The organism is Streptomyces sp. NBC_00576 (genome assembly GCF_036345175.1).
GTDB lineage: Bacteria > Actinomycetota > Actinomycetes > Streptomycetales > Streptomycetaceae > Streptomyces.
The window spans coordinates 10,488,700-10,513,949 of the sequence record NZ_CP107780.1 but is presented as its reverse complement, the minus strand read 5'-3'; the positions used below and the strand labels follow the sequence as shown (position 1 = coordinate 10,513,949).

Genomic DNA, 25,250 nt, shown 5'->3' with positions numbered 1-25,250 from the left:
TCACGCGCCCTTCCGCTCACCCATCGCGTCCGCGTTCGGAGCCGCCTTGGCCACGAGGTTCGGGACGACGGAGGACAGCTCCTCCGGTGTCCACCGCGACTCGGCGCTCGCGCCGGGGCCGTTGACCCAGCCCTCCAATACGGTGATGCGGTTGCCGACGACGCCGAACACCCGGCCGGTGACCTCGCGCGAGGCGGCCGAGCCGAGCCACACCACGAGCGGCGAGATGGCCTCGGGGGTGAGGTCCTGTGCCTCGGCGGCCCGCTTCATCATCTCGATGTCCTCGGTCAGCCGGGTGAGCGCGGTCGGCGCGATGGCGTTCACCGTCACGCCGTAGCGGGCGAGTTCGGCGGCGGCGATGAGGGTGAGGCTCGCGATGCCGGCCTTGGCGGAGCCGTAGTTGGACTGTCCGGGGTTGCCGAAGATGCCGGAGGGTGAGGTCGTGTTGATGACCCGGGCGTCGTTGGCGTGACCGGACTTGGCGCGCTCCCTCCAGTACGCGGCCGCGTGGTGCAGGGTGGCGAAACCGCCCTTGAGATGGACGGCGAGCACACTGTCCCAGTCCTGCTCGGTCATCGACACGATCATCCGGTCGCGCAGGATGCCGGCGTTGTTGACCAGCACGTCCAGGCCGCCGTACGTCTCCACGGCCTGCTGGACCAGGTGACCCGCGCCCTCCCAGGTGGAGATGTCGTCCGTGTTGGCCACGGCCTCGCCGCCGGCCGCGACGATCTCGTCCACCACGCTCTGGGCGGGCCCGGCCGAGGCACCCGCCCCGTCGCGCGAGCCACCCAGGTCGTTGACCACGACCTTCGCGCCGTGCGCGGCGAACGCCAGGGCGTGCGCCCGGCCGATCCCGTTGCCGGCGCCGGTGACGACCGCTACGCGGCCGTCGACCACTCCTTCGGACATCCTCAACTCCTCGATGATGGCGGTCAGTTCGCTTCGGCGAGCAGAACCCGGGGGTTCTCGCTGCCGCAGGCGCACCGGCCGGTGATGACGCGGCCCTCAATGCCGAGTGGTGTCTCGGGCAGCGGCGAGGTGCGCCCCTCCCCCGCCGCCACGGTCAGCTGTCCGTCCCGCTCGCCGAGCCGCCATTCGGCGGCGTTGACGTGTGCGCCGGCCCGCTCGGGACACTCCAGCGCGAGGGCCGGCCCCACGGCCGAGATCAGGGCGGCGTGAACGCCCGCTCCGCGCAGGTGCGGTACGGCGGCGGGCCGGGCCAGGACGACGGACGTCGAGCGGAACATCTCGCCGATGTCTGCGCTGCCGGCCAGCCCCTCCAGGGTTTCGGCGGACAGACCGATGACCGCGTGCGGTTGGAGCTCACGGTGGAAGACGGAGGTACGGCGGTGGTCCCAGCCCATCGCCTCGGCGATGCCGTACGTCACCTTCAGGGTGCGTAGGGCGCCGATCACCGCGCGGCCCCAGAAGCCCTCGAAGCCGGAGGTGGTCAGCAGCGCCCGCTGACCGGCGGCGAGGCCGTGCTCCCGCAGGCGTTCGGTGACCCATTCGGTGTCCCGGGCGAGTTCCGCCCAGGTCAGCTCCATGTCCGTCATGCCGTCGGCGGCGGGGAAGCGCACCAGGTAGGCGAGTTCGGGTCGGTCGAGTTTCCTGGCCCGGGCCAGGGTGTCGGCGCGGGCCATCAGTTCTTCACCACCCGGGGGAACTTGGCGACGCTGGTCATGGTCTTCAACAGGTCCTCCTCGGTGCGCATGTCGAGCACCGGTTTGACGCCGGTCCGCTCGCGCACGGCTTCGCTCAGCCGCCCGGCCAGGGCGTCGACATCACCGGTGAGTGCGGGGTCGTAGCCGACGCGCAGCCGCAGTTCGTCGACCTCTCGGCCGTCCCGGACGATCTGGAACACCCCGGCCACGGTCTCCGGCTGGTCCTCCACGGCCTGCCAGACGTCCCGCAGGACCACGGAACGCCCCTGGACCAGGGTCTCGTCGCCGCGCCGCCCGGCCACCCACATCTTGGCGTGCGTACGTCCGCAGCCACAGGTGTCCCGGGAGAGGCGGACGAGGTCCTCGCTGCGGTAACGGATCAGGGGCGCCGCCCTGTTGTCCAGGTCGGTGGCGATCAGTTCGCCGAGGTCGCCCTCCGGGGCGTCGCGCCATCCGCCGTGTTCGTCGACGTCGACGCACTCGGCGAAGACGGTGTCCTCCCAGAGGTGGAAGCCGTCGTGCTCACGGCACTCCCAGGCGGTGCCGGTGTCGGCGGCGCTGGTGTACTCGTAGACGTCGATGCCCCAGTCGTCGCGGATCCGCTCGCGCATCTTCCGGCTGAGCGGCTGTCCGGCGCAGGAGGCGCCCTTGAGGGAGGAGAACGCCTCCCTCAGATCGGTCCGCTCGGCCAGGTGCTCCAACTCCACCATCTGCGGATACATCATCTGCAGATAGGCGGGCCGGTAGGTGCGCAGGGCCTCGACGACCTCGTGCATCTTCCCCATCCAGGTGTCCACCTCGATGACCACCGCGCCCAGCGCCTGATAGCCGGGGTCCATGAGGTTGCGGAACGTGCCGGGCGGGCTCAGCACCCGGTCGCCCGGCCGCAGGCCCAGCTCCCACAGGTCACGCACCTGCGCGGTCACCAGGGGCGGGGCGTCCTGCCAGATCTCGGGGAAGAACTCCGGGTCGCCGGTGGTGCCCGAGCTGGAGGAGACCGAGGTCAGTTCCTCGACCGGAACGCAGAGCAGACCGCCGAAGGGGTCGCCCGTGCGGGCCCGGTAGGCGCGCACCATGTCCTTGGTGATGAACGGCACCCGTGCCCGGAAGTCCTCCAGGGATCGGATGTCGCGCGGATGTGCCCCGTGTGCGTCCCAGAGTTCGCGGTAGAAGGCCGAGTTGCCGTAGGCGTACTCGACGAGCTCCAGGACGCGTTCCTCCTGCTGTGCCCGCAGCTGTTCGCGGGGCATGGTCTCCACCTGGGGCTCGAAGTACCTGTCACCGGGGTCCTTGTCACCCACCATGGCGCCTCCTCGCGGCTCGGTGCCCAGATCTTCCAGCTATCAGCGCAATCAGTCAACCAATTCGACGGATTCAAGACCAGGCCTCGCGATCCGTCGATCGATATAGTTAACTATTAGCACTCATTTAACCAACAGGGGGCCCAGGAGGTCGCCGTGAAGATCATTGTCTGTGTGAAGCACGTGCCCGACGCGACGGCGGACCGCACCTTCACCCAGGACGGCACCACCGACCGCGCGTCGGTCGACTCATTGCTGTCCGAACTCGACGAATACGCGGTCGAGCAGGCACTGCGGATAGCCGAGTCGGACGACGACACCGAGATCAGCTACCTCACCGTCGGCCCCGACGACGCGAAGGACGCACTGCGCAAGGCGCTGGCGATGGGCGGCGACTCGGCGATCCACGTCAACGACGACTCCATCGGAGGCAGCGACGCGTTCGGTACGTCACTGGTCCTGGCCAGGGCGATCGAGCGGCACGGCTTCGATCTCGTCCTGTGCGGGATGGCCTCGACGGACGGCACCATGGGCGTCGTACCGGCACTGCTGGCCGAGCGACTCGGCGTCCGGGCCGTCACCCACCTCGAGGAGCTCACGGTCGAGAACGGAACGGTGACGGGCCGCCGCGAGGGCGACGGCGCGACCGTACGGATCCAGGGCAACCTTCCGGCCGTCGTGTCGGTGACCGACCGCTCCGGGGACGCCCGTTACCCGTCCTTCAAGGGGATCATGGCCGCGAAGAAGAAGCCGCTGGAGACCCTCGCCCTCGCCGACCTCGGGATCGAGGCCGCGCAGGTCGGCGCGGCCGGCGCACGGTCGGCCGTGGACACCGCGACCAGGCGCCCGCCGCGCACCAAGGGCGAGATCGTCGTCGACGAGGGTTCGGCCGGCGCGGGACTGGCCGCCTTCCTCACCACCCGGAAGTTCATCTGACCGCGTCCGTCTCGAAGACCTGAAGGAGTTGCATCACCGTGGCCGAGATCCTCGTCCTCGTCGACCACGTCGACGGTGCCGTACGCAAGCCGACACTCGAACTGCTCACCCTGGCCCGCCGGTTGGGCGAGCCCTCCGCCGTCCTCCTCGGGCCGGGCGCGGACGCCGCGACCGAGGCCCTCGGCCGGTACGGCGCACAGAAGATCTACGTCGTGGACGCCCCGGAGATCGACGAGTACCTCGTCACCCCGGCCGTCGACGCCCTCACGCAGATCGCCGAGCGCACCGGTCCGGCGGCGATCCTGCTGCCGTCCGGACCGGACGGCAAGGAGATCGCCGCGCGGGTCGCGCTCCGGCTCGGCTCCGGGCTGATCACCGACGCCGTCGACGTCACCGCCGGGCCGGACGGACCGGTGACCGAGCAGTCGGCGTTCGCGGCGACGCACCAGGTCACCGCGCACGTCACCCGAGACGTGCCGGTGATCACGGTCAAGCCGAACGCCGCCGCCCCCGAACCCGCCCCGACGGACCCCGTCGTCGAGAAGCAGGACATCGCCTTCGGTCCGGCCTCCGCCGGCGTCCGGGTCCTCTCCCGCACCCCGCGCGAGCGCGGTGACCGTCCCGAGCTGACCGAGGCGGACATCGTGGTCTCCGGTGGCCGGGGCGTCAACGGGGCCGAGAACTTCGCCCTCGTCGAGCGGGTCGCCGACGCCCTGGGCGGGGCCGTCGGGGCGTCCCGTGCCGCCGTGGACGCGGGCTGGTACCCGCACAGTCATCAGGTCGGCCAGACGGGCACGCAGGTCTCCCCGCAGCTCTACCTCGCCGCCGGTATCTCCGGCGCGATCCAGCACCGGGCGGGCATGCAGACGTCCAGGACCATCGTGGCCGTCAACAAGGACCCCGACGCCCCCATCTTCGAGCTCGCCGACCACGGCGTCGTCGGGGACCTCTTCGCGGTCCTGCCCCAGCTGGTGGAGGAGATCGAGCGACGCCGGAGCTGATCTCCCGCCCGCCCGGCCTTCCCTTCGACCGTCCATACAACTAAAATCGCTAACTGATTGCATCCATTACCCCGAAGGGGCGTCATGTCGAAGATCTGGGTCAACTCGGGCGACTCCCACGTGATGGAGCCCGCCGACGTGTGGACCGAGCGGCTGCCCGCACGGCTCGGCGACCGCGCCCCGCGCAGCGAGCGCGGCGAGAAGTACGAGATGCTCTACATAGACGGCGAGCGCATCGACCGCCAGCTCGGTGACTTCATGGACGCCATGCGTCCGCCGGGCGCGTGGGATCTGAAGGTCCGTCTCAAGGACCTCGACCAGGAGGGCGTCTGGTCCCAACTGGCCTTCCCCTCCATGGGGTTCTGGCTCGTTTCGATCACCGACCGCGAGCTCGCCCGGGAGACCGTCCGGGCCTGGAACGACTGGGCGCACGAGGAGATCCTCAGCAAGAACAAGCGTGTCATCACCACCGCGTGCGTCTCGACGGCCGACATCGGCGACGCGGTCGCCGAGCTGGAGCGGGCGGCGGAGCTGGGCTTCAAGACGGTCTTCCTGCCGTGTTCGACACGGGAGGGCGAGGAGTACGCGCTCGACCGCTGGGAGCCGCTGTGGACGGCGGCCGAGCGGGCGGGCATGGTGCTCGGCTTCCACATCGGCACGGGCGGTCAGAACGTCGTGTTCCGCGGGCCCGGCGGCGCGGTCGTCAACTACATGGAGACGACCTACCCGGGGATGCGCGTGGTGTCCCACATGGTCGCGGGCGGCGCCCTGGACCGTCACCCGGACCTGAAGATCCTCATCGCGGAAGGCGGTGCGGGCTGGGTGCCGGCCATCGGCGACCGGATGGACGAGGCCTACCGCCAGCACGGCATGTTCGTGCGGCCGAAGCTGAGCCGGCTGCCCAGCGAGATCATCAGGCAGCAGGTCTACGCGTCCTTCCAGCACGACAAGAGCTCGGTGGAGATCGTCGAGTCGACCGGCTACCGGAACGTGATGTGGGGCGACGACTACCCCCACCTGGAGGGCACCTACGGCCACACCCAGGCCACGCTCCACGAGCTGTTCGACGGTGTGTCCGACGAAATCCGCGACCGCGTCACTCGCGGCACCTTCAACGAACTCTTCAACCTGCCGGAGCAGACTCCCCAGGAGGCGGCCGTCTGAGCGGCCCCGACGGCGGAACTCCGGTGACCACTCCCCCGTACCCCGAGGACCTGGAACGGCCCGGACTCGTCAGGACCGGCCGGTCGACCTTCGTCCGGCCCATCCGGCCCGCGGACGCCGACCGTCTGGTGGCGTTCGTCGGCGGTCTGTCCCGGGCCACCCTGGCCTACCGCTCGCTCGGCCCGGTGGTCCGGGCCCGCGACGACGTCATCCGGCGCGGCGCGCACGTGGACTACCTCAACGAGCTGGCGCTCGTCGCGCTGGCCGGTGACGAGATCGCCGGTCTGGTGCGCTACCTCCGCGACCCGGAGGAACCGGAGCACGCCGAGGTCACGTTCACCATCCGGGACGACCACCAGAGCGAAGGCTTCGGCCGGCTGCTCCTGGAGCACATCGCCGCTGCCGCCCGCGCCCGGGGCATCCGGGTGCTGGAGGCCGACGTGCTCGCCGACAACACCCGGATGATCAATGTGTTCCTCGGCTCCGGCTACCGGATCGAGGCCGGGCCGCCCGGTCAGATCATCCACTTCGAGATCGCCATCGACCCGCAGGCCCAGGCCGTCGCCCGGGCCGAGCGCCGCGAGCACACAGCCGTACGGAGGTCACTCAAGCCCCTGCTCGAACCGCGGTCGGTCGCCGTGATCGGCGCCAACCGCGACCCCCTGACGATCGGTCACGAGATCGTGGCCAACCTGCTGCGGGGCGGCTTCGGCGGCAGCATGTTCCCGGTCAACCCGCGGGCGGAACAGATCGCCGGGATGCGGGCGTACGCGAGCGTCCGGGACCTTCCCGAGTCGCCGGACCTGGCGCTGGTGGCCGTACGGGCCGGGGCGGTGCCCGAGGTCGTACGGGAGTGTGCGGACGCCGGCGTCAAAGCGGTGGTCGTCGTGTCTACCGGCTTCGGCGAGACCGGAGTCGAGGGGCGGGCGACCGAGTTGGAGCTGGCTCGGTTCGCCCGTGCCTCCGGGATGCGGCTGGTGGGCCCGAACTGTATGGGCGTGGTCAACACGACGCCCGCCGCGCGGCTGGCCGCGACCTTCTCGCCCGCCCTGCCGATGCCCGGCCGGGTGGCGATGTCCAGCCAGTCGGGGCCGCTCGGGCTCGCGGTGCTCGACTTCGCCAAGCGGCTGCGGCTCGGCTTCTCCGGCTTCGTTTCGGTGGGCCACGCCGTGGATGTGTCCACCAACGACCTGTTGCAGTGGTGGGAGGAGGACCCGGGGACCTCGGTGATCCTGCTGCACGTGGAGACCTTCGGCAATCCGCGCCGGTTCGCCCGCGTCGCCCGCCGGATCGCCCCGCGCAAACCGATCGTCGCCGTCCACCCGGGCCACGCGGACTCGGCGGTGAGCTCGCTGTTCGCCCAGTCCGGCGTGATCCGCACCCGCGGTCTCCAGGAACTCTTCGACGTCGCCCTGCTGCTCGCCCACCAGCCGCCCCCGCCCGGCAACCGGGTCGCGGTGATCACCAACGCGGGCGGCCCCGCCGCGCTGACGGTCGGGGCGTGCGCGGCGAGCGGACTGTGCGTACCGGTACTCGGTGAGCGCACACGGCAGACGCTCCGTACGGCGCTGGCACCGCGCGCGGACGTCGCCAACCCGGTCGACCTGACCCCGACGGCCACCGCCGCGCACTACCGGCAGGCCCTGGACGCCGTCCTGGCCGACGACGAGATCGACGCGGCCGTCGTCCTGTTCATGCCGCCGCTGGCCGACAAGCCCGACGAGGTGGCGTCGGCGATCCTCGACGCTGCCGCGGCCCGGCCCGACAAACCGGTGCTGGCCAGTTTCCTGGGCGGCGCGGGCGTCGCCGATCTCCTGCACCGGGGCGAGCTGGTGGTGCCGACGTACACGTTCCCCGAGGCGGCAGCCGTCTCGCTCGGACACGCGGCGGCGTACCAGGCCTGGCGCAGCACCCCCGCGGGCGTCGTACCGGACCTCGCGGGTATCGACACCGAGCGCGCCCGGTCGCTGATCGCCGCCGGCGCTCCCGGCCCGGTCCCGGCAGCGGTCGCCGCCGAACTCCTGGCGTCGTACGGAATCGCCGTACACGACCCCGACCCGCACACCGATTCGCACACCGGCCCGGACGCGTTCCTCTCCGTCCGCGCCGACCCGGTCTTCGGCCCGGTGATCGCCTTCGGTCTCACCGGGGACTACGCCGACCTCATGGCGGACGTCGCGCACCGCGTCACCCCGCTCAGCGACCGCGATGCCCGGGAGATGGTCCGCTCGTTGCGGGCGGCCCCGCTGCTGGACGGCCGGGCGGGCGGCCGGGGAGTGGATCTGGCGGCGCTGGAGGAGACCGTCCTGCGGATCTCCGCGATGGTCGAGGACCTGCCCGAGATCGAGGCGCTGGAACTTCGCCCGGTACGGCTGCTGCCGCCGGGGGACGGAGTGGCCGTCGCCCACGCGACGGTCCGACTGACCGACAACACCAAGGGAGGTGGCCGCTCGTGAGAGTCGGCATCTACTTCGACCTGCGCAATCCCCCGCCGTGGCGGCAGAGTTGGTCGCGGCTGTACGGCTTCACCCTGGAGATGTGCGAGGAGGCGGACCGGCTGGGCCTCGACTCGGTCTGGTTCTCCGAACACCACGGCTTCGAGGACGGCTATCTCCCCCAGCCGCTCACCATGGCCGCCGCGGTCGCGGCCCGCACCCGCCGGGTGCGTCTGGGTACGGCTGTCATCCCCGCACCGCTGCACGCGGCCCCCGAGATCGCCGAACAGGCCGCGATCGTGGACATCATCAGCGACGGCCGGCTCGACCTGGGTCTCGGCACCGGCTACCGGGTCCCGGAGTACCAGCTGTACGGCGGCGACCTCACCAGGCGCTACTCCACCACCGACCAGCGGGTACGGGAGATCCGGGGCCTGTGGGCGGAGTCCCTGGTCACCCCGGGCCCGGTCCAGGACCCGCTGCCGATCTGGCTCGGCTACCAGGGGCCGCAGGGCGCCCGGCGGGCAGGGCGGCTCGGCACCGGACTGCTGTCGCTCAACCCCGCGCTCCTCGATCCGTACCGCGAGGGCCTCGCCGAGAGCGGGTACGACGCGTCGACGGCCCGGATGCAGGGCTCGTTCACCACGTTCGTCACCGAGGACCCGGACGGCGACTGGCCGGTGGTCCGCAAGCATCTGTCGTACCAGTGGGACAGCTACCGCCGATACATGGTGGAGGGCACGGACCAGCCGGCGCCCCGCCCGATCGACCCCGAGAAGTGGCGGGAGCGCGGTCTGGAAGCGACCGGCGTCGGCCAGTTCCTCTACGGCACCCCACAGAGCGTCGCGGACGCCATCAGGAAGTACGTGAGCGGGCTACCCGTCGAGGGCGTGTTCCTGTGGGCGTCCCTGGCCGGCATGCCCGAGGAGATGATCGCCCGCCAAGTGCAGCTGATCGCGGGGAAGTTGCGTCCGCTGCTCGCCGACGTCTGAACAGATTCCACAGATTCCGAGGAGCACATCATGTCGACTGCGGGAACCGGCGAGACCGGAGTGACGGCACCGAACGGGCACTGGGCGGGCACCGGAATGCCGGAGCCGCCCCGAACCGCCGGGGGCGTGACCCTCTGCGGTGGGTGCCGCGTCCTCGGGGCCTGCCGACTGGGGGTGGAGCGCGAACGGCTCGGCGAAGACGGCGTGGCGTGGTTCGAGCTGAGCTGCCCGCGCTCCCACGAGGGCGGGCCCGACGTCGCGCACGGCGGCTGGACGGCGGCCGTCCTGGACGACTGCCTCGGCCATCTCCCGCTGCTGCACGGCGTGATGAGCGTGACGGCCGAACTGACGGTGAGCTTCCTGAAGCCGGTGCCGGTGGAACGGCCGCTGGAGCTACGGGTGTGGGCCGACCGGCGGGAAGGCTCGCGCTGGTACATCACGGGCGAGATGACCCTCTCGCCGGGCGGGGCCGTATTGGCCCGTGCCTCCGGAATCTGGGTGACCCGCGACCAGAGCCACTACGCGCGGCACGCGAAGTGGCTGGCTGGTCAGGTCGGGGACACCGAAGGCAAGTAATGAGGAACCGAAGGTCAGTAGGACCGCAGCCCCATGCTTCGCGCGATCCCGTTGCGCTGGATCTGGCTGGTCCCCCCGGAGATCGTGGCCACGATCGACTCGCGGTAGCGGAAGCTCATCACACTCTCGGTCGAGAAGCCGTGCCCCGCGCAGACCTGCATCCCGAGCCGGGCGGCGGCCACGTACGTCTCCGACCCCTTGAGCTTCGCCATCGAGCCCTCCCGCGTGCACGGCTTGCCCTGGGCGAGCAGCCAGGCGGCGCGATAGGCGAGCAGCCGGGCGGAGTCGATCTCCGTCTGCAGGTCGGCCATGGCGTGGGCGAGTGCCTGGAAGTTGCCGACCGGACGGCCGAAGGCGTGCCGGGTGCGGGAGTATTCGAGCATCTCGTCGAGCGTGGCCTGAGCGGCTCCCAGATAGCCGCCGCTGATGATCACCTTCTCCAGTTCGATGTTGGAGAGCATCACCTTCCAGCCCTCGTCGCGCGGGCCCACGAGGTTTTCCTTCGCCACCAGGGCGTCGTTGAAGAACACCTCGTTGGTGCCCAGGATGTGCCGGGCCAGTGTCGGCGTCCGGCGCACCTCGACGCCCTCGGTCGCGGGATCGACGAGCAGCAGGCTGATGCCGCCGTGCTTGGGCTCGCGCGGCCCTGTGCGCACATAGGTGGCGATGGTCGTGTCGGGCAGTCCGCCGCCCGTGCACCACGCCTTCTGGCCGCGGACGAGGAAGTGGTCCCCGTGGTCCTCGGCGGTGGTTCGCAGCGCCGCGGCGTCGGATCCGCTGTCCGGCTCGCTGAGGCCGACGGCGAGCCGGTGGCGCCCCGTCATCACCTGGTCCCGGATGAAGTCGCGCTGCGCCTCGCTGCCCCAGCGGAACACCGTGATCCCGGGGATGAGCACCCCGATGTAGCACATGGCGACGTCGAAACTGGCCCGTCCCAGTTCCTCGGCGATGAGGACGAGTTCGAGCGGTCCGCCGCCGTCGCCGCCCTCGTCCTCGCTGAACGGCAGCGAGAACCATCCCAGGTCGGCCATCCCGCGAAACAGTTCGGGCGGTACGACGCTCTGCTCGTCCCACAGCTTGGCCTTCTCGGCCGGACAGACGTCGGCGACGAACTGCCGTGCCGTCGCGCGCAACAGGTCCTGCTCGTCACTCAGCCCGAAGTCCATGGCCACTCCTCGCCAGCACTAGCCTATTCATCTATCTAATTATTCTATGTTAGCGGATAGAGGGCGGGCATCACATGCCTCGGGATCAGCCGCCAGGGCTTGCGGGGAGAGTGCGCGCTTTTGCTCGTTTCGCGACCAAAAAAACCCAATCAAGCGCTGTGGTTTCATGGAGATGCGCACTCTGTGGCGCACACCACCGACAGAGAGTTGTGAGAGATGGCGGCACCGCAGGTCCGGTGGAGCGCGCTGCTGGAAATGCTGACGCGCGACGGCCGGATCGAAGTCGAGGCGGCTGCCGAAGAGTTGCGGGTCTCCGCCGCGACGATCAGGCGCGACCTCGACGAGCTGGCCCGCCAGCAGATGGTCACCCGCACGCACGGCGGAGCCGCGCTCAACGCGGTCGCCTACGACCTGCCGCTGCGCTACAAGGCCGCGCGCAACGCTCCGGAGAAGGAGCGGATCGCGCACGCGGCCGCCGGACTGGTGAAGGCCGGCGCCGTGGTCGGGCTGAACGGCGGCACCACGACCACCGAAGTGGCGCGGGCACTGGCCACTCGCGCCGACCTGAGTTCCGGCGGCGGGGAGACAGCGGTCACCGTGGTGACCAACGCCCTGAACATCGCAAACGAACTGGTCGTACGGCGCCACGTCAAACTCGTGGTCACCGGCGGGGTGGCCCGGCCTGCGTCCTACGAGCTGATCGGGCCGCTGGCAACCGAACTGCTCGCGGAGATCGCACTGGACCAGGTCTTCATCGGGGTGGACGCCATCGACGTGACCCACGGGGCGACCGCGCACCACGAGGGCGAGGCCAGCATCAACCGGGCACTGGCCCGCCGCGCGCAGCAGGTCGTCGCGGTCGCCGACTCCACCAAGCTGGGCCGGCGGACCTTCGCCCGCATCTGCCCGGTGGAGGACATCGACGTCCTGGTGACCGACAAGGCCGCCTCGGACGAGCTGACCAAGTCGTTCACGGCGGTCGGCGTGGAAGTCATCCGCGCCTGACCCTCGGGCAGAATTTACCCGCCCGTTATGAACGGTTTCCGGGCCCGTCGAGGTCTCTCAGCCGACCCCCGGACCAACTGTCACCAGGGACAACAACCGCTCCCCGAGGGCCCTCAGGGCCCTCGGGGAGTCTTGCGTCCCGCATGTTGACAGGTGGTGGCTTACGCAAGAACATGAGCGAAATCGCTTCAAATCTTGCATCAACACGCAGCATCAAGCAGATTGCAAGCGCCCCGAGCACCACGCTTTTCCGCGACCGGGCACTCCGCACTCCGCACGCCACCTGCACCACGCACCGCAGCTCCTGAGTCACCGTCACCGTCCTGTCCGACTGGAGGACACGAGTGCACGCCCGACTGAGCAGTCCCGCCGGTCTGTTACTCGCTGCCGCCCTGACCGCCGCCATGCTGATGGCGCCCGTCACCGGCTCTACCGCGGCAGCAGCCGCCGCCCGCCCAACCGCGACCGCCACCGCCACCGCTGGCGGGCCGAAGGTGACCCGCGCCACGGACGCCGTCACGGTCTCCGTGCCGGCCTCGGCAGGCGCCCCCGGCTACACCCTCGACGTGGCCACCGACGAACTCGCCCTGACCACGCGCCGCGCCGGCAAGATCGTGCTCGCCACCGCCTCCGCCTCTGGCGACACCGGAGCCCTGCGCTTCACCGCGGCCGACGGCACGTGGCAGCACGCGACCGGCGTCACCGGCTGGACGTGGCAGAACGGCGTCCTGACCGTCACCGCCGCCAGCACGCTGGCCGGCGCCACGGTGGAGGCCCGGATCACCCCCGCCGCCGACCGCTACCAGCTGGACTGGGACGTACGCGGCGGCGCACCGAAGCAACTGGGCCTCGCCTACGACCTGTCGTCGGCCGGCCACTGGTACGGCCACGGTGAGGCGGAGACCCCGCAGGGCGGTCCCGGTGTCAACCAGCCCTGGCCGCTCGACGCCGGCGAGGTCGACCACAAGTCCTTCGGTCCGGCGTCGTACAACATGATCGACCCGTTCTGGTACACCTCGAAGTCGACCGGTCTGCGCGTGGACACCGGCAACGTCATGGACGTGGCTCTCAACAAGGGCAAGGACGGCCTCGGCACGTTCACCGTGGGCTCGCCCGACACCTACAAGGCCACCGTGTTCGTCGAGTCGACGCCGCTGGCGGTCTACCGCGACTACATCGGCATCGTCGGTAAACCGCTCAAGAGTGACGCCCCGTACGAGCAGTTTGCCAAGCCGCTGTGGAATTCCTGGGCGCAGTTCTACACCAAGGTCGACCAGGAGAAGCTGCTCGACTACGCCACCGACCTCCACCACAACGGTCTGGACGGGCACACCATCCAGCTCGACGACAAGTGGGAGTCGAACTACGGCAATCTGACCTGGGATCCCAAGACCTTCCCCGATCCCAAGGGCCTCTCCAAGAAGATCCACGACATGGGGTTCGACTTCGGTATCTGGGTCACCCTCTGGATCAACCTGGACTCCGACAACTACCAGTACGCGGTCGACCACGGCTATCTGCTCATGGACGCCGACAACACCGCCAAGCCGTGTGAAGTGACCTGGTGGAACGGCCAGGCCGGGATCATCGACCTGGCGAACCCCGACGCCAAGGCCTGGTACGAGGGCAACCTCAAAACGCTGATGGACACGTACGACATCGACGGCCTGAAGTTCGACACCCGCTTCTTCGACGAGAAGTGCGCACCACGCGAGGGCCACCAGGCCACGGACTACCAGAAGCTCGGCACGCAGCTCGCCGACGAGTTCGACCTCCAGGGCGCAGGCATCCGGGTGCACTGGAACCGGACGGCCCACGAGGCCGGCTTCGTCACCCGTCAGGTCGACAAGGGCACCGGTTGGGACTCCCTGCGCGCCTCCGCCACCCAGAACCTGGCCATCTCCACCATCGGCTACCCGTTCGTCGAGTCCGACATGATCGGCGGCTCCGGCGGCCAGCCCGCCCCCTCGAAGGACGTGCTGGTGCGGTGGGCGCAGTCCGCCTCGCTGATGCCGCTGATGTACGCCTCTACGTCCCCGGTCGACACCTTCGACACCACCACCGGCCAGAAGGTGGACTACGACCAGGAGACGGTCGACCTCTACCGGCAGGCGATCAAAACGCACGAGAAGCTCGCCCCGTACATCTGGGACCAGGTGCAGAGCACCCTGAAGACCGGCGATCCGATCATGCGGCCGTTGTTCTTCGACTTCCCGAAGGACGAGGCGAGTTACACGGTCACCGACGAGTGGATGCTCGGCCCGGCCGTGCTGGCAGCGCCGAAGCTGAGCACCGGCGCCACCCGCTCAGTCCATCTCCCGCCGGGCACCTGGTACGACGTCAACCAGGGCACCGTGATCCGCGGCCCCAGGACCCTCAAGGGGTACGCGGCACCGCTCGGCGTCACCCCGGCCTTCGTGAACCTGAAGGCCAAGGGCGCTGCCAAGGCCGTCAAGGCGCTCAAGCGCGACGACGCTCCGGCCGCCGCCGTCCTGATCACCCCGGACGCCCCGTCAACCGACGCCGGCACCCCGTTCGAGGTGACGACCGAGGTGACCAACTGGGGCACGCGGACCCTCAAGAACGCCAAGGCCGCGCTGGATCTGCCCGCCGGCTGGAGCGCCAGGGCGACCGGCCCGACCGCCGCGAAGTCCCTCAGGAACGGCGCCACCCTCACCACCACCTGGACGGTGACCCCGGCCGTCGACGCCCGCTGGGGCAGCCACGACCTCACCGGCACCGCCACGTACAACAAGGCCACAAAGGTGTCCGACACCGTGCAGGCGCAGGTGAAGGCCGCCCCGGGCAGCGTGCAAGCGCCGTACTTGACGGCCGACACCACCTCCGGGGACTCCCAATACGCCCAGGCCGGCGACCAGTTCGCCATCTGGGCGGGCGGCCAGGACCTGTCCGGCTGGAAGGACGAGAAGGGCCTCATCTACCGCGACGACGCGGCAGGCGAAAAAGCTACCGTGCAGGCCCAGTTGGTCTCCCAGAGCAGCGCCTCACCGGTCGGCAAGGCCGGCGTCGCCCTCGCCAACGACCTCACGGCTCCCGAGAAGGGCGGCTACGCGGTGCTGGTCATGACCCAGAGTTACGGCCTGGAGTTCATGACCGACAGCGACGGCGACGGAAGGCTCGACACCTGGGCGGGCGGTGGCTCCACCTACCACCCGGCGTATCTCAGGCTGACCCGCGACGGCGCCACCTACACCGCGTACGCCAGTAAGGACGGCGAGACCTGGTCGCAGGTCGGCACCGCCCAGGTGCCGTCGGCCACCGGCACCGGCGACGCCGGGATGGTCGCCAGTGCGGCCAACGTGAACTACCCCGGCGAGAACATCGAAGCCGTGTTCAGCGGATTCTCCGTCACCTCCTGACATCGCAGGCGCCACTGATCCCCAAGAGAGGGACCCCAGCCCCATGGCACGTACGTCCTCAGCTGTCGCCGGCTTCGTCGCGGGCGTGGTCGTGGCCGCGAGCACCACCGCGATCGCGGTCACGGGTACGACGACCACCGGCACCGACCTCAACTCCAAGGCCACCACCACCTGGCTGACCGTCAAGGTCGCCGACGCCATGGGCACCAGGGACACGATCACCTGGGTCCCCACCGGCTCCTTCGCCGGTTCCGCGGAGGAGCGGGTCCCGCGCTATCCGATGACCGCCATCCAGGGCAAGGACACCAAGGAGCTGAGGCTCGCCGCCGTCCGCAACGAGCAGGTCTCGGCGCAGTTGGCGATCGCTTCCGGCCACCCCCTCGACGACGTCAGGGCCGTGGTCGGCGACCTCACCGGCCCCGGCGGCGCGAAGCTGTCCGGTGCCGGCACCCAGGTCCGGTTCGTCAAGTACGTGCCTGTGCAGCGGTCCAAGAGCGAGGTCGACTGGTCCGCCACCATCGACCAGGTCAGCTCCGGCAAGGAGGTCTCCGGCGACCGCAACCCCGACGTGGTGGGCGACCCGCTGGAGGAGCGGGACTCCGTGGACGTGCCCGCGTACGCGGCGCAGCCGCTGTGGTTCACCTTCCACATCCCCAGGACGGCCAGGCCCGGCACCTACACCGGCACGGTGAAGGTCGACGCCGACGGTCGTACCCAGAGCACGTACCCGCTGACCATCGAGGTCGCGGACGCGAGCGTGCCCGACCCGAAGGACTACAGCTTCTTCCTCGACGTGTGGGCGCAACCGGAGACGATCGCCAAGAACCACGGCGTCAAGCTCTGGTCCGACCAGCACTGGAAGCTGATCGACAAGTACAACCGCGACCTGGCCTCGCGCGGCCAGAAGGTCATCAACACCACCATCGTCGACAACCCGTGGCACCACCAGTGGTCGCTCGGCACCCGGGAGTCGCAGACGGCCACGCCGTACACCAGCATGGTGGGCTGGAAGTGGAACGGAAAGACGTTCTCCTTCGACTTCGACCGCTGGGACAAGTACGTCCGGACCGCCAGACGCGCCGGGCTCGGGCCCGACATCGGTGCCTTCTCCATGCTGGCGTTCCAGGACCAGGAGCACCTCACCTACACCGACACCAGCACCGGCAGGACCGTCTACGAGAACGTCGATCTGGGCGGCGACCGCTGGCGGGAGGCATGGGGAGCGTTCCTCCCCGCCTTCGAGAAGCACCTGAAGGCGAAGGGCTGGCTGGACACCACCTGGTTGTCCTTCGACGAGCGGCCCATCAACACGATGACGGTCGTCCGGGACTTCGTCCACGAGGTCGCGCCCGCCTTCGACGACCGTATCTCCGTGGCCGGTTCGATCAGCACCGAGGGCGTCGCCGCCAACCTGTCCGTCGACTGGGGCGGCATCGACGCGATGACGAAGGAGAAGGTGGCCGAGCGGCGCAAGGCCGGCAAGATCACGACCTTCTACGTGTACGGGGCGCCGGCCCACCCCAACACGCTGTCGTACTCGCCCGCCGTCGAGTCGCGGATGCTGCCGTGGATCTCCGCCCAGCGGAATCTGGACGGTTTCCTGCGCTGGTCGTACAACAGCTGGACCAGCGACCCCTTCAAGCAGCCGGTGCACATCTTCACGCAGGGCGACGAGTACCTGGTCTACCCCGGCAAGGACGGCCCGATGTCCAGCATCCGCTGGGAGCAGCTGAAGGAGGGCATCGAGGACTACGAACTCATCGCCCAGCTACGGAAGAAGGACGGCGGCACCGACACCGACGCGCTGGCCGAGGCCCTCACCACCGCGACCCGCGACCTCGACGGCCGGACGAAGGACGTGGGCGACATCGAGACCGCACGGGCAGCGGTCGTGAAGGGGCTGACGTCATGAGGGTGAAGTGGAAGTCCCTGGTGCTCGCCACGGCCCTCTCTGTCATGCCCTTGACCAGCACGCACTCCGCTGGGGCATCTGTTGGGGCACCTGTCCAGGCGGAGCCGAAGGCCCCGCACACCGTCACCTACGACCAGTACTCCGTACAGGTCGACGGCAAGCCCCTGTACCTCTGGGGCGCCGAGTTCCACTACTTCCGGCTGCCCAGCCCCGACGCATGGCGCGACGTCCTGCAGAAGATCAAGGCGGGCGGATTCAACGCGGTCTCGCTCTACTTCGACTGGGGCTACCACTCCCCCAAGCCGGGCTCGTACGACTTCACCGGCATCCGCGACGTGGAGCGGCTGCTGGACGAGGCCGAGCGCGCGGGCCTGTATGTGATCGCCCGCCCCGGCCCTTACATCAACGCGGAGGTCTCCGGCGGCGGCATGCCCGCCTGGCGCAAGACACAGGCCGGCGTGAACCGCACGTCCGAGCCGGAGTACCTGAACGCGGCCCGGGAGTGGATGAGCCGGATCAACCCGATCATCGCGCGCCACCAACTCACGCGTGGCACAGGGTCGGTGATCCTCTATCAGGTCGAGAACGAGTACCAGGGCGGTCGCCACGACGCCGACTACATGCAGACCCTCATCGACTGGGCACGCGTGGACGGCATAGACGTGCCGACCTTCGTCAACGACGGCGGCGCCAACAAGAACTGGGTCAGCGGCAAGGGCGCCCCCGACATCTACGGCTTCGACGCCTATCCGCAGGGCTTCGACTGCAAGGACCCCGACACCTGGAAGAACCTGCCCGACTATTCGTACGTCAACGAGTGGAAGCCCGAGTCCCCGCTGATCATCCCGGAGGCCCAGGGCGGCGCCTTCGACCCCTGGGGCGGCACCGGGTACCAGGACTGCGCGAAACTCACCGGCACCGACTTCACCCGGGTGTTCAGCAAGATGAACATCGCCGCCGGGGTGAGCGGCCAGTCCTTCTACATGACGTACGGGGGCACCAACTGGGGCTGGCTCGCCGACCCCAACGCGGTGTACACGTCGTACGACTACGGCGCCCCGATCAACGAGTCCCGTCAACTGACGGACAAGTACCAGGAGTTCAAGCGCCTCGGGTACATGCTCAACGCCGTCACCTCACTGGCGCGCACCGACAAGGCCGAGGCGCCCGTCCCGTCCGACGACTCCCTGCGCATCGACCGGCGTGTCAACCCCGACGACGGCACCCAGTTCTTCACCGTCCGGCACGCCGACACCCGCGTTGAGGACAGGGACGAGACGACCCTGTCGCTGACCGGCGCGGACGGCGACTACCCGCGTGTGCCACAGCAGGGCACGATCACCGTCGACGGCCGGGACGCCAAACTCCTCGTGGCGGGCTACGACTTGGGCGAGAGCCAGCGGCTCGTCTACTCCACCTCGGAGATCATGACCCACGCCCGGATCGGTGACCGGGACGTGGCACTGCTGTACGGGCGGGCGGGGGAAGCCGGCGAGACCGTGCTGCGGTACGCCAAGCGGCCGAAGGTCACCGTCCTCGACGGTGATGTCACCGCCACCTGGGACGCCGAACGCGGCGACCTGCGCCTCAACTACACACACAATGGCCTCGCCCGCGTGCTGGTGAACGGCCTGGAGCTGCTGATCGCCGACACCGCCGAGACCGCCCACTGGTGGCGGCAGGACACCGCCGCGGGCCCCGTCCTCGTCCGCGGTCCGTCCCTCGTCCGTACCGCCGAACAGGCGGGCGGCACCCTGAAGTTGACCGGCGACTCCACCAAGGCCGCGAAGATCGAGGTCGTCGCGGACGCCAAGAAGGTGACCTGGAACGGCAGCAGGGTCTCCGTCACCCAGGCGCCGCGCCCCATCCGGCTGCCCGCACTGACGACGTGGAAGTACAAGGAGGAGGCACCGGAGTCCGCCCCGGGCTTCGACGACTCCGCCTGGACCACCGCCGACCACCTCACCGCCGCCAACCCGGAGTTGGCCGGGTCGCTGCCGGTCCTCGCGATGGACGAGTACGGTTTCCACCACGGCAACGTCTGGTATCGCGGCCGGTTCAGGACGACCGGTACCGCGACCGCGCTAGCACTCGACGCCAAGACCGGTAACACCGGCCAGTACGCGGTCTGGCTGGGCGGCCGCTACCTCGGCAGCTCCGGCAACGGCGCACACACCTTCGACATCCCGGCAGGCACGCTGAAGGCCGGCGGAGACAGCGCGGACAACGTCCTGTCCGTCCTCGTGGAGAACGCGGGCCACAACGAGGAATGGGGCCACGACTACTCCAAGGAGCCGCGCGGTCTGCTCGGCGCCGAGGTGATCGGCGGGGCCTCCACCTTCACCTGGAAGATCCAGGGCAACCGGGGCGGCGAGAGCCCGGTCGACACCGCCCGGGGCCCCTACAACAACGGCGGGCTTTACGGAGAGCGGGCCGGCTGGTCGCTGCCGGGACATCCCGACGACAACTGGAAGCCGACCTCCCTCTCTCAGCGGTCCGCCAAGACCGGGCCCGGCGTGCGCTGGTATCGCACCTCCGCCCGGCTCGACCTGCCGCAGGGCCAGGACAACGCGCTCGCGCTCGATCTCGCCGAAGCCGAGGGTGGCGGCAGCACCGGCTACCGCGCCCAGATCTTCGTCAACGGCTGGCTGATCGGCCGCTATCTGCCGGGCACCGGGCCGCAGACACGGTTCGTCATCCCCAAGGGCATCCTGCGCGAGCAGGGCAACAACACCATCGCCCTGGCCGTGTGGTCCACCGAGGCCGGCGCGGGCCCGGGTTCGGCGAAGCTCGTCGACGTCGGCGCCTCAGCGGGCGGAATCAAGGTCGCCGCGGTGTCCGCACCGTCGTACGACGCCAGGACCTACGCCATGGCGGACTCCGGCGCCCGTGTCACCGTCGACGCCGAGCCGTTCCTGAGCACCTCCACCGCCGCCGAGGTCCCCGTCTCCGTCAGCGTGCCGAAGGATGCGCCGACCGCCCGGAACGTCGAGCTGACTCTGGAGGTCCCGGACGGCTGGACCGCGTCTACCGACGCCCGCACCCGTTTCGACCGGGTCCGGCCGGGCGGGAAAGTGACCGCCGTCTACACCGTCACCCCGCCCGGCGAACCGGTCCACTACGCCGTCCTGTCCGCGACCGCCAAGCTCACCCAGCCCGGCCGTCCCAGCACCGTCACAGGTGTGCGGGCCGTGCAGGTGCCGCCGCCGGGGCTGTCCTCCGACGCCTATCTGAGCGACCTGACCCTGGTCAAGGCGGTCAACGGCTGGGGTCCCGTGGAGAAGGACGCCTCCAACGGGGAGTCGGCGTCCGGCGACGGACGTCCCCTGAGCATCGGCGGCACCGTCTACGCCAAGGGCCTCGGCGTGCACGCGAACAGCCAGGTCCGGGTCTATCTCGGCGGCGGCTGCACCCGCTTCACCTCGATCGTCGGGGTGGACGACGAGGTCGGCGACAACGGCAGCGTCTCCTTCCAGGTGATCGCCGACGGCCGCTCCCTCACCACAACCCCGGTGGTGCGCGGTTCCGACGGCGGCACCGAAGTCGACGTGGACGTGACCGACGCCCGCTGGCTCGACCTGCTGGTCGACGGGGACGGCGATGTCTCCACGGACCACGCCGACTGGGCCGACGCCAAGCTGACCTGTACGGGAGGCGCTTCTTGAATCCTCCCCCAGCTGAAGCAGGGGGATTCCTGGCTCACGCTGCCTGCGGGTCAGCGACCCAACAGGTCTTCCACGATCAACACCAGCGAGTTGAAACCAGCCCGGTTTGATACGGCAAAGCTTGGAGGTGCATGTGCTGTCTTGGCTCTCGATCAGCACGGTGTACGCGCTTGGTTCTCGCAATGCACGGCGTGCAGCTTACCCGATCAGGTGGACGGTGTTTCGCCCTGGGGGCGTAATCCCGCTTCCGGCCCTGCTCCGCAGAAGTCCGATTCCTCCCCGGCCTGAAGGACGAGGCATCCTCGGAGGAACGCAGTGAACCTCACCGGAGTCGGACGAGTGCGTACGGCACTGGCCGGAGCGTTGGCCGCCGTACTGCTGGCAGTCCTGACCGCGGCGGTGCCCGCCCACGCCACGGCCCCGGCTGCCGCCACAGCCGCCAAACCCACTCCCCACAAGGTCAGTTACGACAAGTACTCCGTCAAGATCGACGGCGAGCGGCTCTTCGTCTGGTCCGGGGAGTTCCACTACTGGCGGCTCCCCAGCCCCGACCTGTGGCGCGACGTGCTCCAGAAGATCAAGGCGAGTGGCATGAACGCCGTCTCGATCTACTTCGACTGGGGCTTCCACTCCCCCGCGAAGGGTCGTTACGACTTCACCGGCATCCGTGACGTCGACAAGCTCCTCGACATGGCCGAGGAGGCCGGGCTCTATGTCATCGCCCGGCCGGGCCCGTACATCAACGCCGAGACGGACGGCGGTGGTTTCCCCGGCTGGCTGATGACACAGAAGGGACAGGCCCGCTCCACCGACCCCGAATACCTCGACGCCGCCCGCGAGTGGCTCAAGGAGATCGACAAGATACTCGCCCGCCGCCAGGTCACCGACGGCACCGGACCGGTGCTGCTCTACCAGGTCGAGAACGAGCTGTACGACCCGCAAGGCCGCGACCACATCGTCGAACTCTCCAAGCAGGTAAGGGCCGACGGCATCACCGTGCCCCTGGTCGGCAACGAGCCGATGCCGCAGTACGCGGGCGGCGAGGGTCTGGACTTCGTCGGGGAGCTGGATCAGTACAACTCCTTCTGCAAGGGCGAGTGGTGGCTGCCCACCCTCAAGCGGCAGCAGGACGATGCTCCGCTGGCGATCTTCGAGGCGGGCACCGGCTGGTTCCAGACCTGGGGCGACACCGGCTACGAGAAGTGCCCGCAGAAGATGGGCCCCGCCTACCAGAAGATCGTCAACAAGCACGAGGTCATGCAGGGCACGACGATCGAGAACCTGTACATGACCTACGGCGGCACCAACTGGGGCTGGCTCGCCGACCCGCGCCAGGTCTACACCTCGTACGACTACGGCGCACCGATCAGCGAGCCCCGCCAGACCGGTGCCGACTACGACGAGATGAAGCGGCAGGGCCTCTTCTACACCACCACAGGACCGCTCACCGCGACCGATCCGGCCGACGCCCCCGCCTCGTCCGACACCGCCGTGCACATCGAGGCCCGCGCCAACCCTGAAACCGGCACCCAGTTCCTCTACCTCCGGCACAGCGACCCGATGGCCGACGCCGACGCCACCACCACCTTCGACTGGAAGACCCCGGACGGCACCTATCCGGTCACCGCACGCCTCAACGGCAAGACCGGCAAGATCCTCGTCGCCGGCCACGACCTCGGCGGCGGGCAGCGACTCGTCTACTCCACCAGCGAGCTGCTGACCAGCGCGCGAACCGGTGACCGCGTACAAGCCGTGTTGTACGGCGCCGAGGGCGACCCCGGGCAGACGATGCTCCGCTACTCCGCCGAGCCCAAGGTCACCGTGCTCGACGGCAAGGCGGACGCCACCTGGGACGCCGAACGCGGCGACCTGAAACTGGACTACACCCACGCCGGCCTCACCCGGGTCCTCGTCCAGGGCGGCGGCCGCCCCGATCTGCTGCTGCTCATCGGCACCGACGACGAGGCCGCCGGCTTCTGGCGTCAGGACACGGCGGCCGGTCCCGTGCTGGAACGCGGCACCGAGCTGGTCCGCACGGCGTCTGTCACCGGCCGGACGCTCGCCCTCACCGGCGATGCGAAGAAGGCGGGCCCGCTGGAGGTCTTCGCCCCGCCCGGCGTACGGAAGGTCACCTGGAACGGCGTACCCCTGAAGGTGAAACCGACCTCCTCGGGCAGCCTGCTCGGCACCGTGCCCGGCCCGAAGGCCGTCGAGCTACCCGAGCTGACCGGCTGGAAGACGTCCGCCGAAACCCCCGAGGCCGACCCCGGCTTCGACGACTCGTCCTGGACGTACGCCGACAAGCTGACCACCAACAACCCCACCACGCCCGGGACTTGGCCGGTGCTCTACCAGGACGAGTACGGCTACCACTACGGCTACGTCTGGTACCGCGGCCGCTTCAAGGCCACCGGCACCGAGAAGTCCCTCTCCCTGACCGCCTACGCCACCAACCCGGACACCGGCTCGGCAGCGGTGGGCGCGTACTCGGTGTGGATCAACGGGAAGTTCGCCGGGACGAGTCAGACCGGCCGCAGGACCTTCCCCCTGGCCGACGGGTTGCTGCGCAAGGGCAAGGAGAACGTGATCTCCGTCCTGGTCGGCAATATGGGCCACAACGAGGACTTCACGTGGAACAGCGACGACCACAAGCAGCCGCGCGGTCTGACCACGGCGTATCTCGCGGGCTCCGACGCCCAGATCACCTGGCGCATCCAGGGTGCCCGGGGCGGTGAGCAGCCCGTCGACGCCGTACGCGGGCACATGAACAACGGCGGTCTGTACGGGGAGCGTTCGGGCTGGACCCTGCCCGGATACCCGGACCGGTCGTGGGACGGCGCCACGCTGCCGGTCGGTGACACCGCTCCCGGGATCGCCTGGTACCGGACCACCTTCAACCCCAAGCTGCCCAAGGGCCAGGACGTCTCCGTCGGCGTCACCATCACCGACGACGCCGTCCGGAACTACCGCGCCCTCATCTACGTCAACGGCTGGTTGCTGGGCCACTATGTCAACGACACCGGCCCCCAGCACACCTTCCCCATCCCGGGCGGCATCCTGCGCGCCGACGGCAGGAATACGATCGCCATCGCCTCCTGGAGCGAGGACGCGAAGAGCGGCGGCCTCGGCAAGGTCGGCCTCACCACGCTCGGCAACGTCACCTCCTCGCTGCGGGTCGGCAATGTGACCGCCCCGGCGTACGACGCCACCACCTACGCCGACCCGACCACCCCGGCGCGGGTGGCCGTCGACGGCCCCGACACCGTCGAACCGGGCCACAGCTATCAGGTCACGGCGACGGTTTCCGTACCGGACGACGGCAGGACGCTCCGCGGCCTCGCCCTGAGCCCGAAGCTGCCGGACGGCTGGACCGCGAACCCGGCCGGCCCGCTGCGGGTCGGCACCCTCAAACCGGGTGCCTCGGCGAAAGTCCGGTGGACCGTCACCGTGCCCGCCGACCAGAAGACCGGCACCGTCGCGATTGTCCGCGTCACCGCCGACTTCGCCCGCGCCGGAAAGACCGGTTCGGTGACCGGGGAGCAGGTCGTGGCGGCGCAGCCACCACCGCTCGCGGCCGGCGAACACTACGTCAGCGAGCTGCCGTTCGCCTCCAGCAGCAACGGCTGGGGGCCGGTCGAGCGCGACCAGTCCGTGGGCGAGAACGCCGAGGGCGACGGTCTGCCACTCACTCTCCACGGCACCGTCTACGCCAAGGGCCTCGGCACCCACGCCGCCGGCAGCGTGCAGGTGTGGCTCGGCGGCACTTGCTCCACCTTCCATGCTGCGCTCGGTCTCGACCAGGAGACCTACGGCCGCTCCGACGGCCCGGCCACCGTCGCCTACACCGTCCTCGCAGACGGCATCCCCGTCTACGAGAGCGGCACTGTCGACCGGGACACCGCGACGAAGGAGATCGACGTCGACGTGTCAGGTGCCCGGCGGCTCGAACTCGTCGTCTCGGACGCCGGGGACGGAAACGCCCTGGACCACGCGGACTGGGCCGACGCCAAGCTGACCTGTGGGGACGGTGCCTGATGCCTCTGCAAAGAA

General features: G+C 69.7%; 15 protein-coding genes. 11 read left to right on the top strand and 4 right to left on the bottom strand.

Annotation, left to right across the window (positions count from 1 at the left end):
- The 3 genes from OG734_RS45795 to OG734_RS45785 are packed head-to-tail and all read right to left on the bottom strand — an operon-like array spanning position 1 to position 2,971.
- On the bottom strand, positions 1–912 hold the full coding sequence (locus OG734_RS45795) for an SDR family oxidoreductase (protein WP_330293297.1): 912 nt from the start codon (positions 910–912) through the stop codon (positions 1–3).
- Between the two features lie 23 nt (positions 913–935).
- Positions 936–1,646: a hypothetical protein gene (locus OG734_RS45790; RefSeq protein WP_330293296.1), complete on the bottom strand. Its 711-nt coding sequence runs from the start codon at positions 1,644–1,646 to the stop codon at positions 936–938.
- Entirely contained in the window at positions 1,646–2,971 is a 1,326-nt protein-coding gene (locus tag OG734_RS45785; RefSeq protein WP_330293295.1) for a phenylacetate--CoA ligase family protein, read from the bottom strand. Before OG734_RS45785 ends, OG734_RS45790 begins: the two co-directional genes overlap by 1 nt.
- A gap of 153 nt (positions 2,972–3,124) precedes the next feature.
- Between OG734_RS45785 and OG734_RS45780 the strand changes: the two genes are divergently transcribed.
- From OG734_RS45780 to OG734_RS45755, 6 genes are all read left to right on the top strand, one after another.
- Positions 3,125–3,904, top strand: coding sequence for an electron transfer flavoprotein subunit beta/FixA family protein (locus OG734_RS45780; RefSeq protein WP_330293294.1), 780 nt, complete (start codon positions 3,125–3,127; stop codon positions 3,902–3,904).
- A 38-nt stretch (positions 3,905–3,942) separates the two neighbouring features.
- Positions 3,943–4,905, top strand: a complete 963-nt coding sequence (locus OG734_RS45775; RefSeq protein WP_330293293.1) for an electron transfer flavoprotein subunit alpha/FixB family protein — start codon at positions 3,943–3,945, stop codon at positions 4,903–4,905.
- 84 nt (positions 4,906–4,989) lie between these two features.
- A complete protein-coding gene (locus OG734_RS45770) occupies positions 4,990–6,069 on the top strand; it encodes an amidohydrolase family protein (RefSeq protein ID WP_330293292.1) in 1,080 nt (359 codons plus the stop codon).
- A 23-nt stretch (positions 6,070–6,092) separates the two neighbouring features.
- Positions 6,093–8,525, top strand: coding sequence for a bifunctional acetate--CoA ligase family protein/GNAT family N-acetyltransferase (locus tag OG734_RS45765; RefSeq protein ID WP_330293291.1), 2,433 nt, complete (start codon positions 6,093–6,095; stop codon positions 8,523–8,525).
- Positions 8,522–9,496 carry an LLM class flavin-dependent oxidoreductase gene (locus OG734_RS45760; RefSeq protein WP_330293290.1) on the top strand — a complete coding sequence of 325 codons (975 nt, stop codon included), beginning with the start codon at positions 8,522–8,524 and terminating at the stop codon, positions 9,494–9,496. The genes OG734_RS45765 and OG734_RS45760 overlap by 4 nt, the downstream gene beginning before the upstream one ends.
- 30 nt (positions 9,497–9,526) lie before the next feature.
- Positions 9,527–10,072: a PaaI family thioesterase gene (locus OG734_RS45755; RefSeq protein ID WP_330293289.1), complete on the top strand. Its 546-nt coding sequence runs from the start codon at positions 9,527–9,529 to the stop codon at positions 10,070–10,072.
- A gap of 14 nt (positions 10,073–10,086) precedes the next feature.
- Here the strand turns inward: OG734_RS45755 and OG734_RS45750 are convergent, their stop codons facing one another.
- A complete protein-coding gene (locus OG734_RS45750; protein ID WP_330293288.1) occupies positions 10,087–11,238 on the bottom strand; it encodes an acyl-CoA dehydrogenase family protein in 1,152 nt (383 codons plus the stop codon).
- 216 nt (positions 11,239–11,454) lie between these two features.
- Between OG734_RS45750 and OG734_RS45745 the strand changes: the two genes are divergently transcribed.
- The 5 genes from OG734_RS45745 to OG734_RS45725 all read left to right on the top strand — a co-directional run bounded on the left by OG734_RS45745 (position 11,455) and on the right by OG734_RS45725 (position 25,235).
- Entirely contained in the window at positions 11,455–12,243 is a 789-nt protein-coding gene (locus OG734_RS45745) for a DeoR/GlpR family DNA-binding transcription regulator (RefSeq protein WP_330293287.1), read from the top strand.
- A 404-nt stretch (positions 12,244–12,647) separates the two neighbouring features.
- Positions 12,648–15,623: a TIM-barrel domain-containing protein gene (locus tag OG734_RS45740; RefSeq protein WP_330294028.1), complete on the top strand. Its 2,976-nt coding sequence runs from the start codon at positions 12,648–12,650 to the stop codon at positions 15,621–15,623.
- Positions 15,624–15,666: 43 nt separating this feature from the next.
- Positions 15,667–17,535 (top strand): DUF4091 domain-containing protein, encoded by a 1,869-nt coding sequence (locus OG734_RS45735; protein WP_330293286.1) that lies wholly within the window; start codon positions 15,667–15,669, stop codon positions 17,533–17,535.
- A complete protein-coding gene (locus OG734_RS45730) occupies positions 17,532–21,200 on the top strand; it encodes a beta-galactosidase (RefSeq protein WP_330293285.1) in 3,669 nt (1,222 codons plus the stop codon). The genes OG734_RS45735 and OG734_RS45730 overlap by 4 nt, the downstream gene beginning before the upstream one ends.
- A gap of 315 nt (positions 21,201–21,515) precedes the next feature.
- The gene (locus OG734_RS45725) at positions 21,516–25,235 is read left to right on the top strand and encodes a beta-galactosidase (protein WP_330293284.1); all 3,720 of its coding nucleotides are present in this window, start codon (positions 21,516–21,518) and stop codon (positions 25,233–25,235) included.
- Positions 25,236–25,250: the final 15 nt, after the last annotated feature.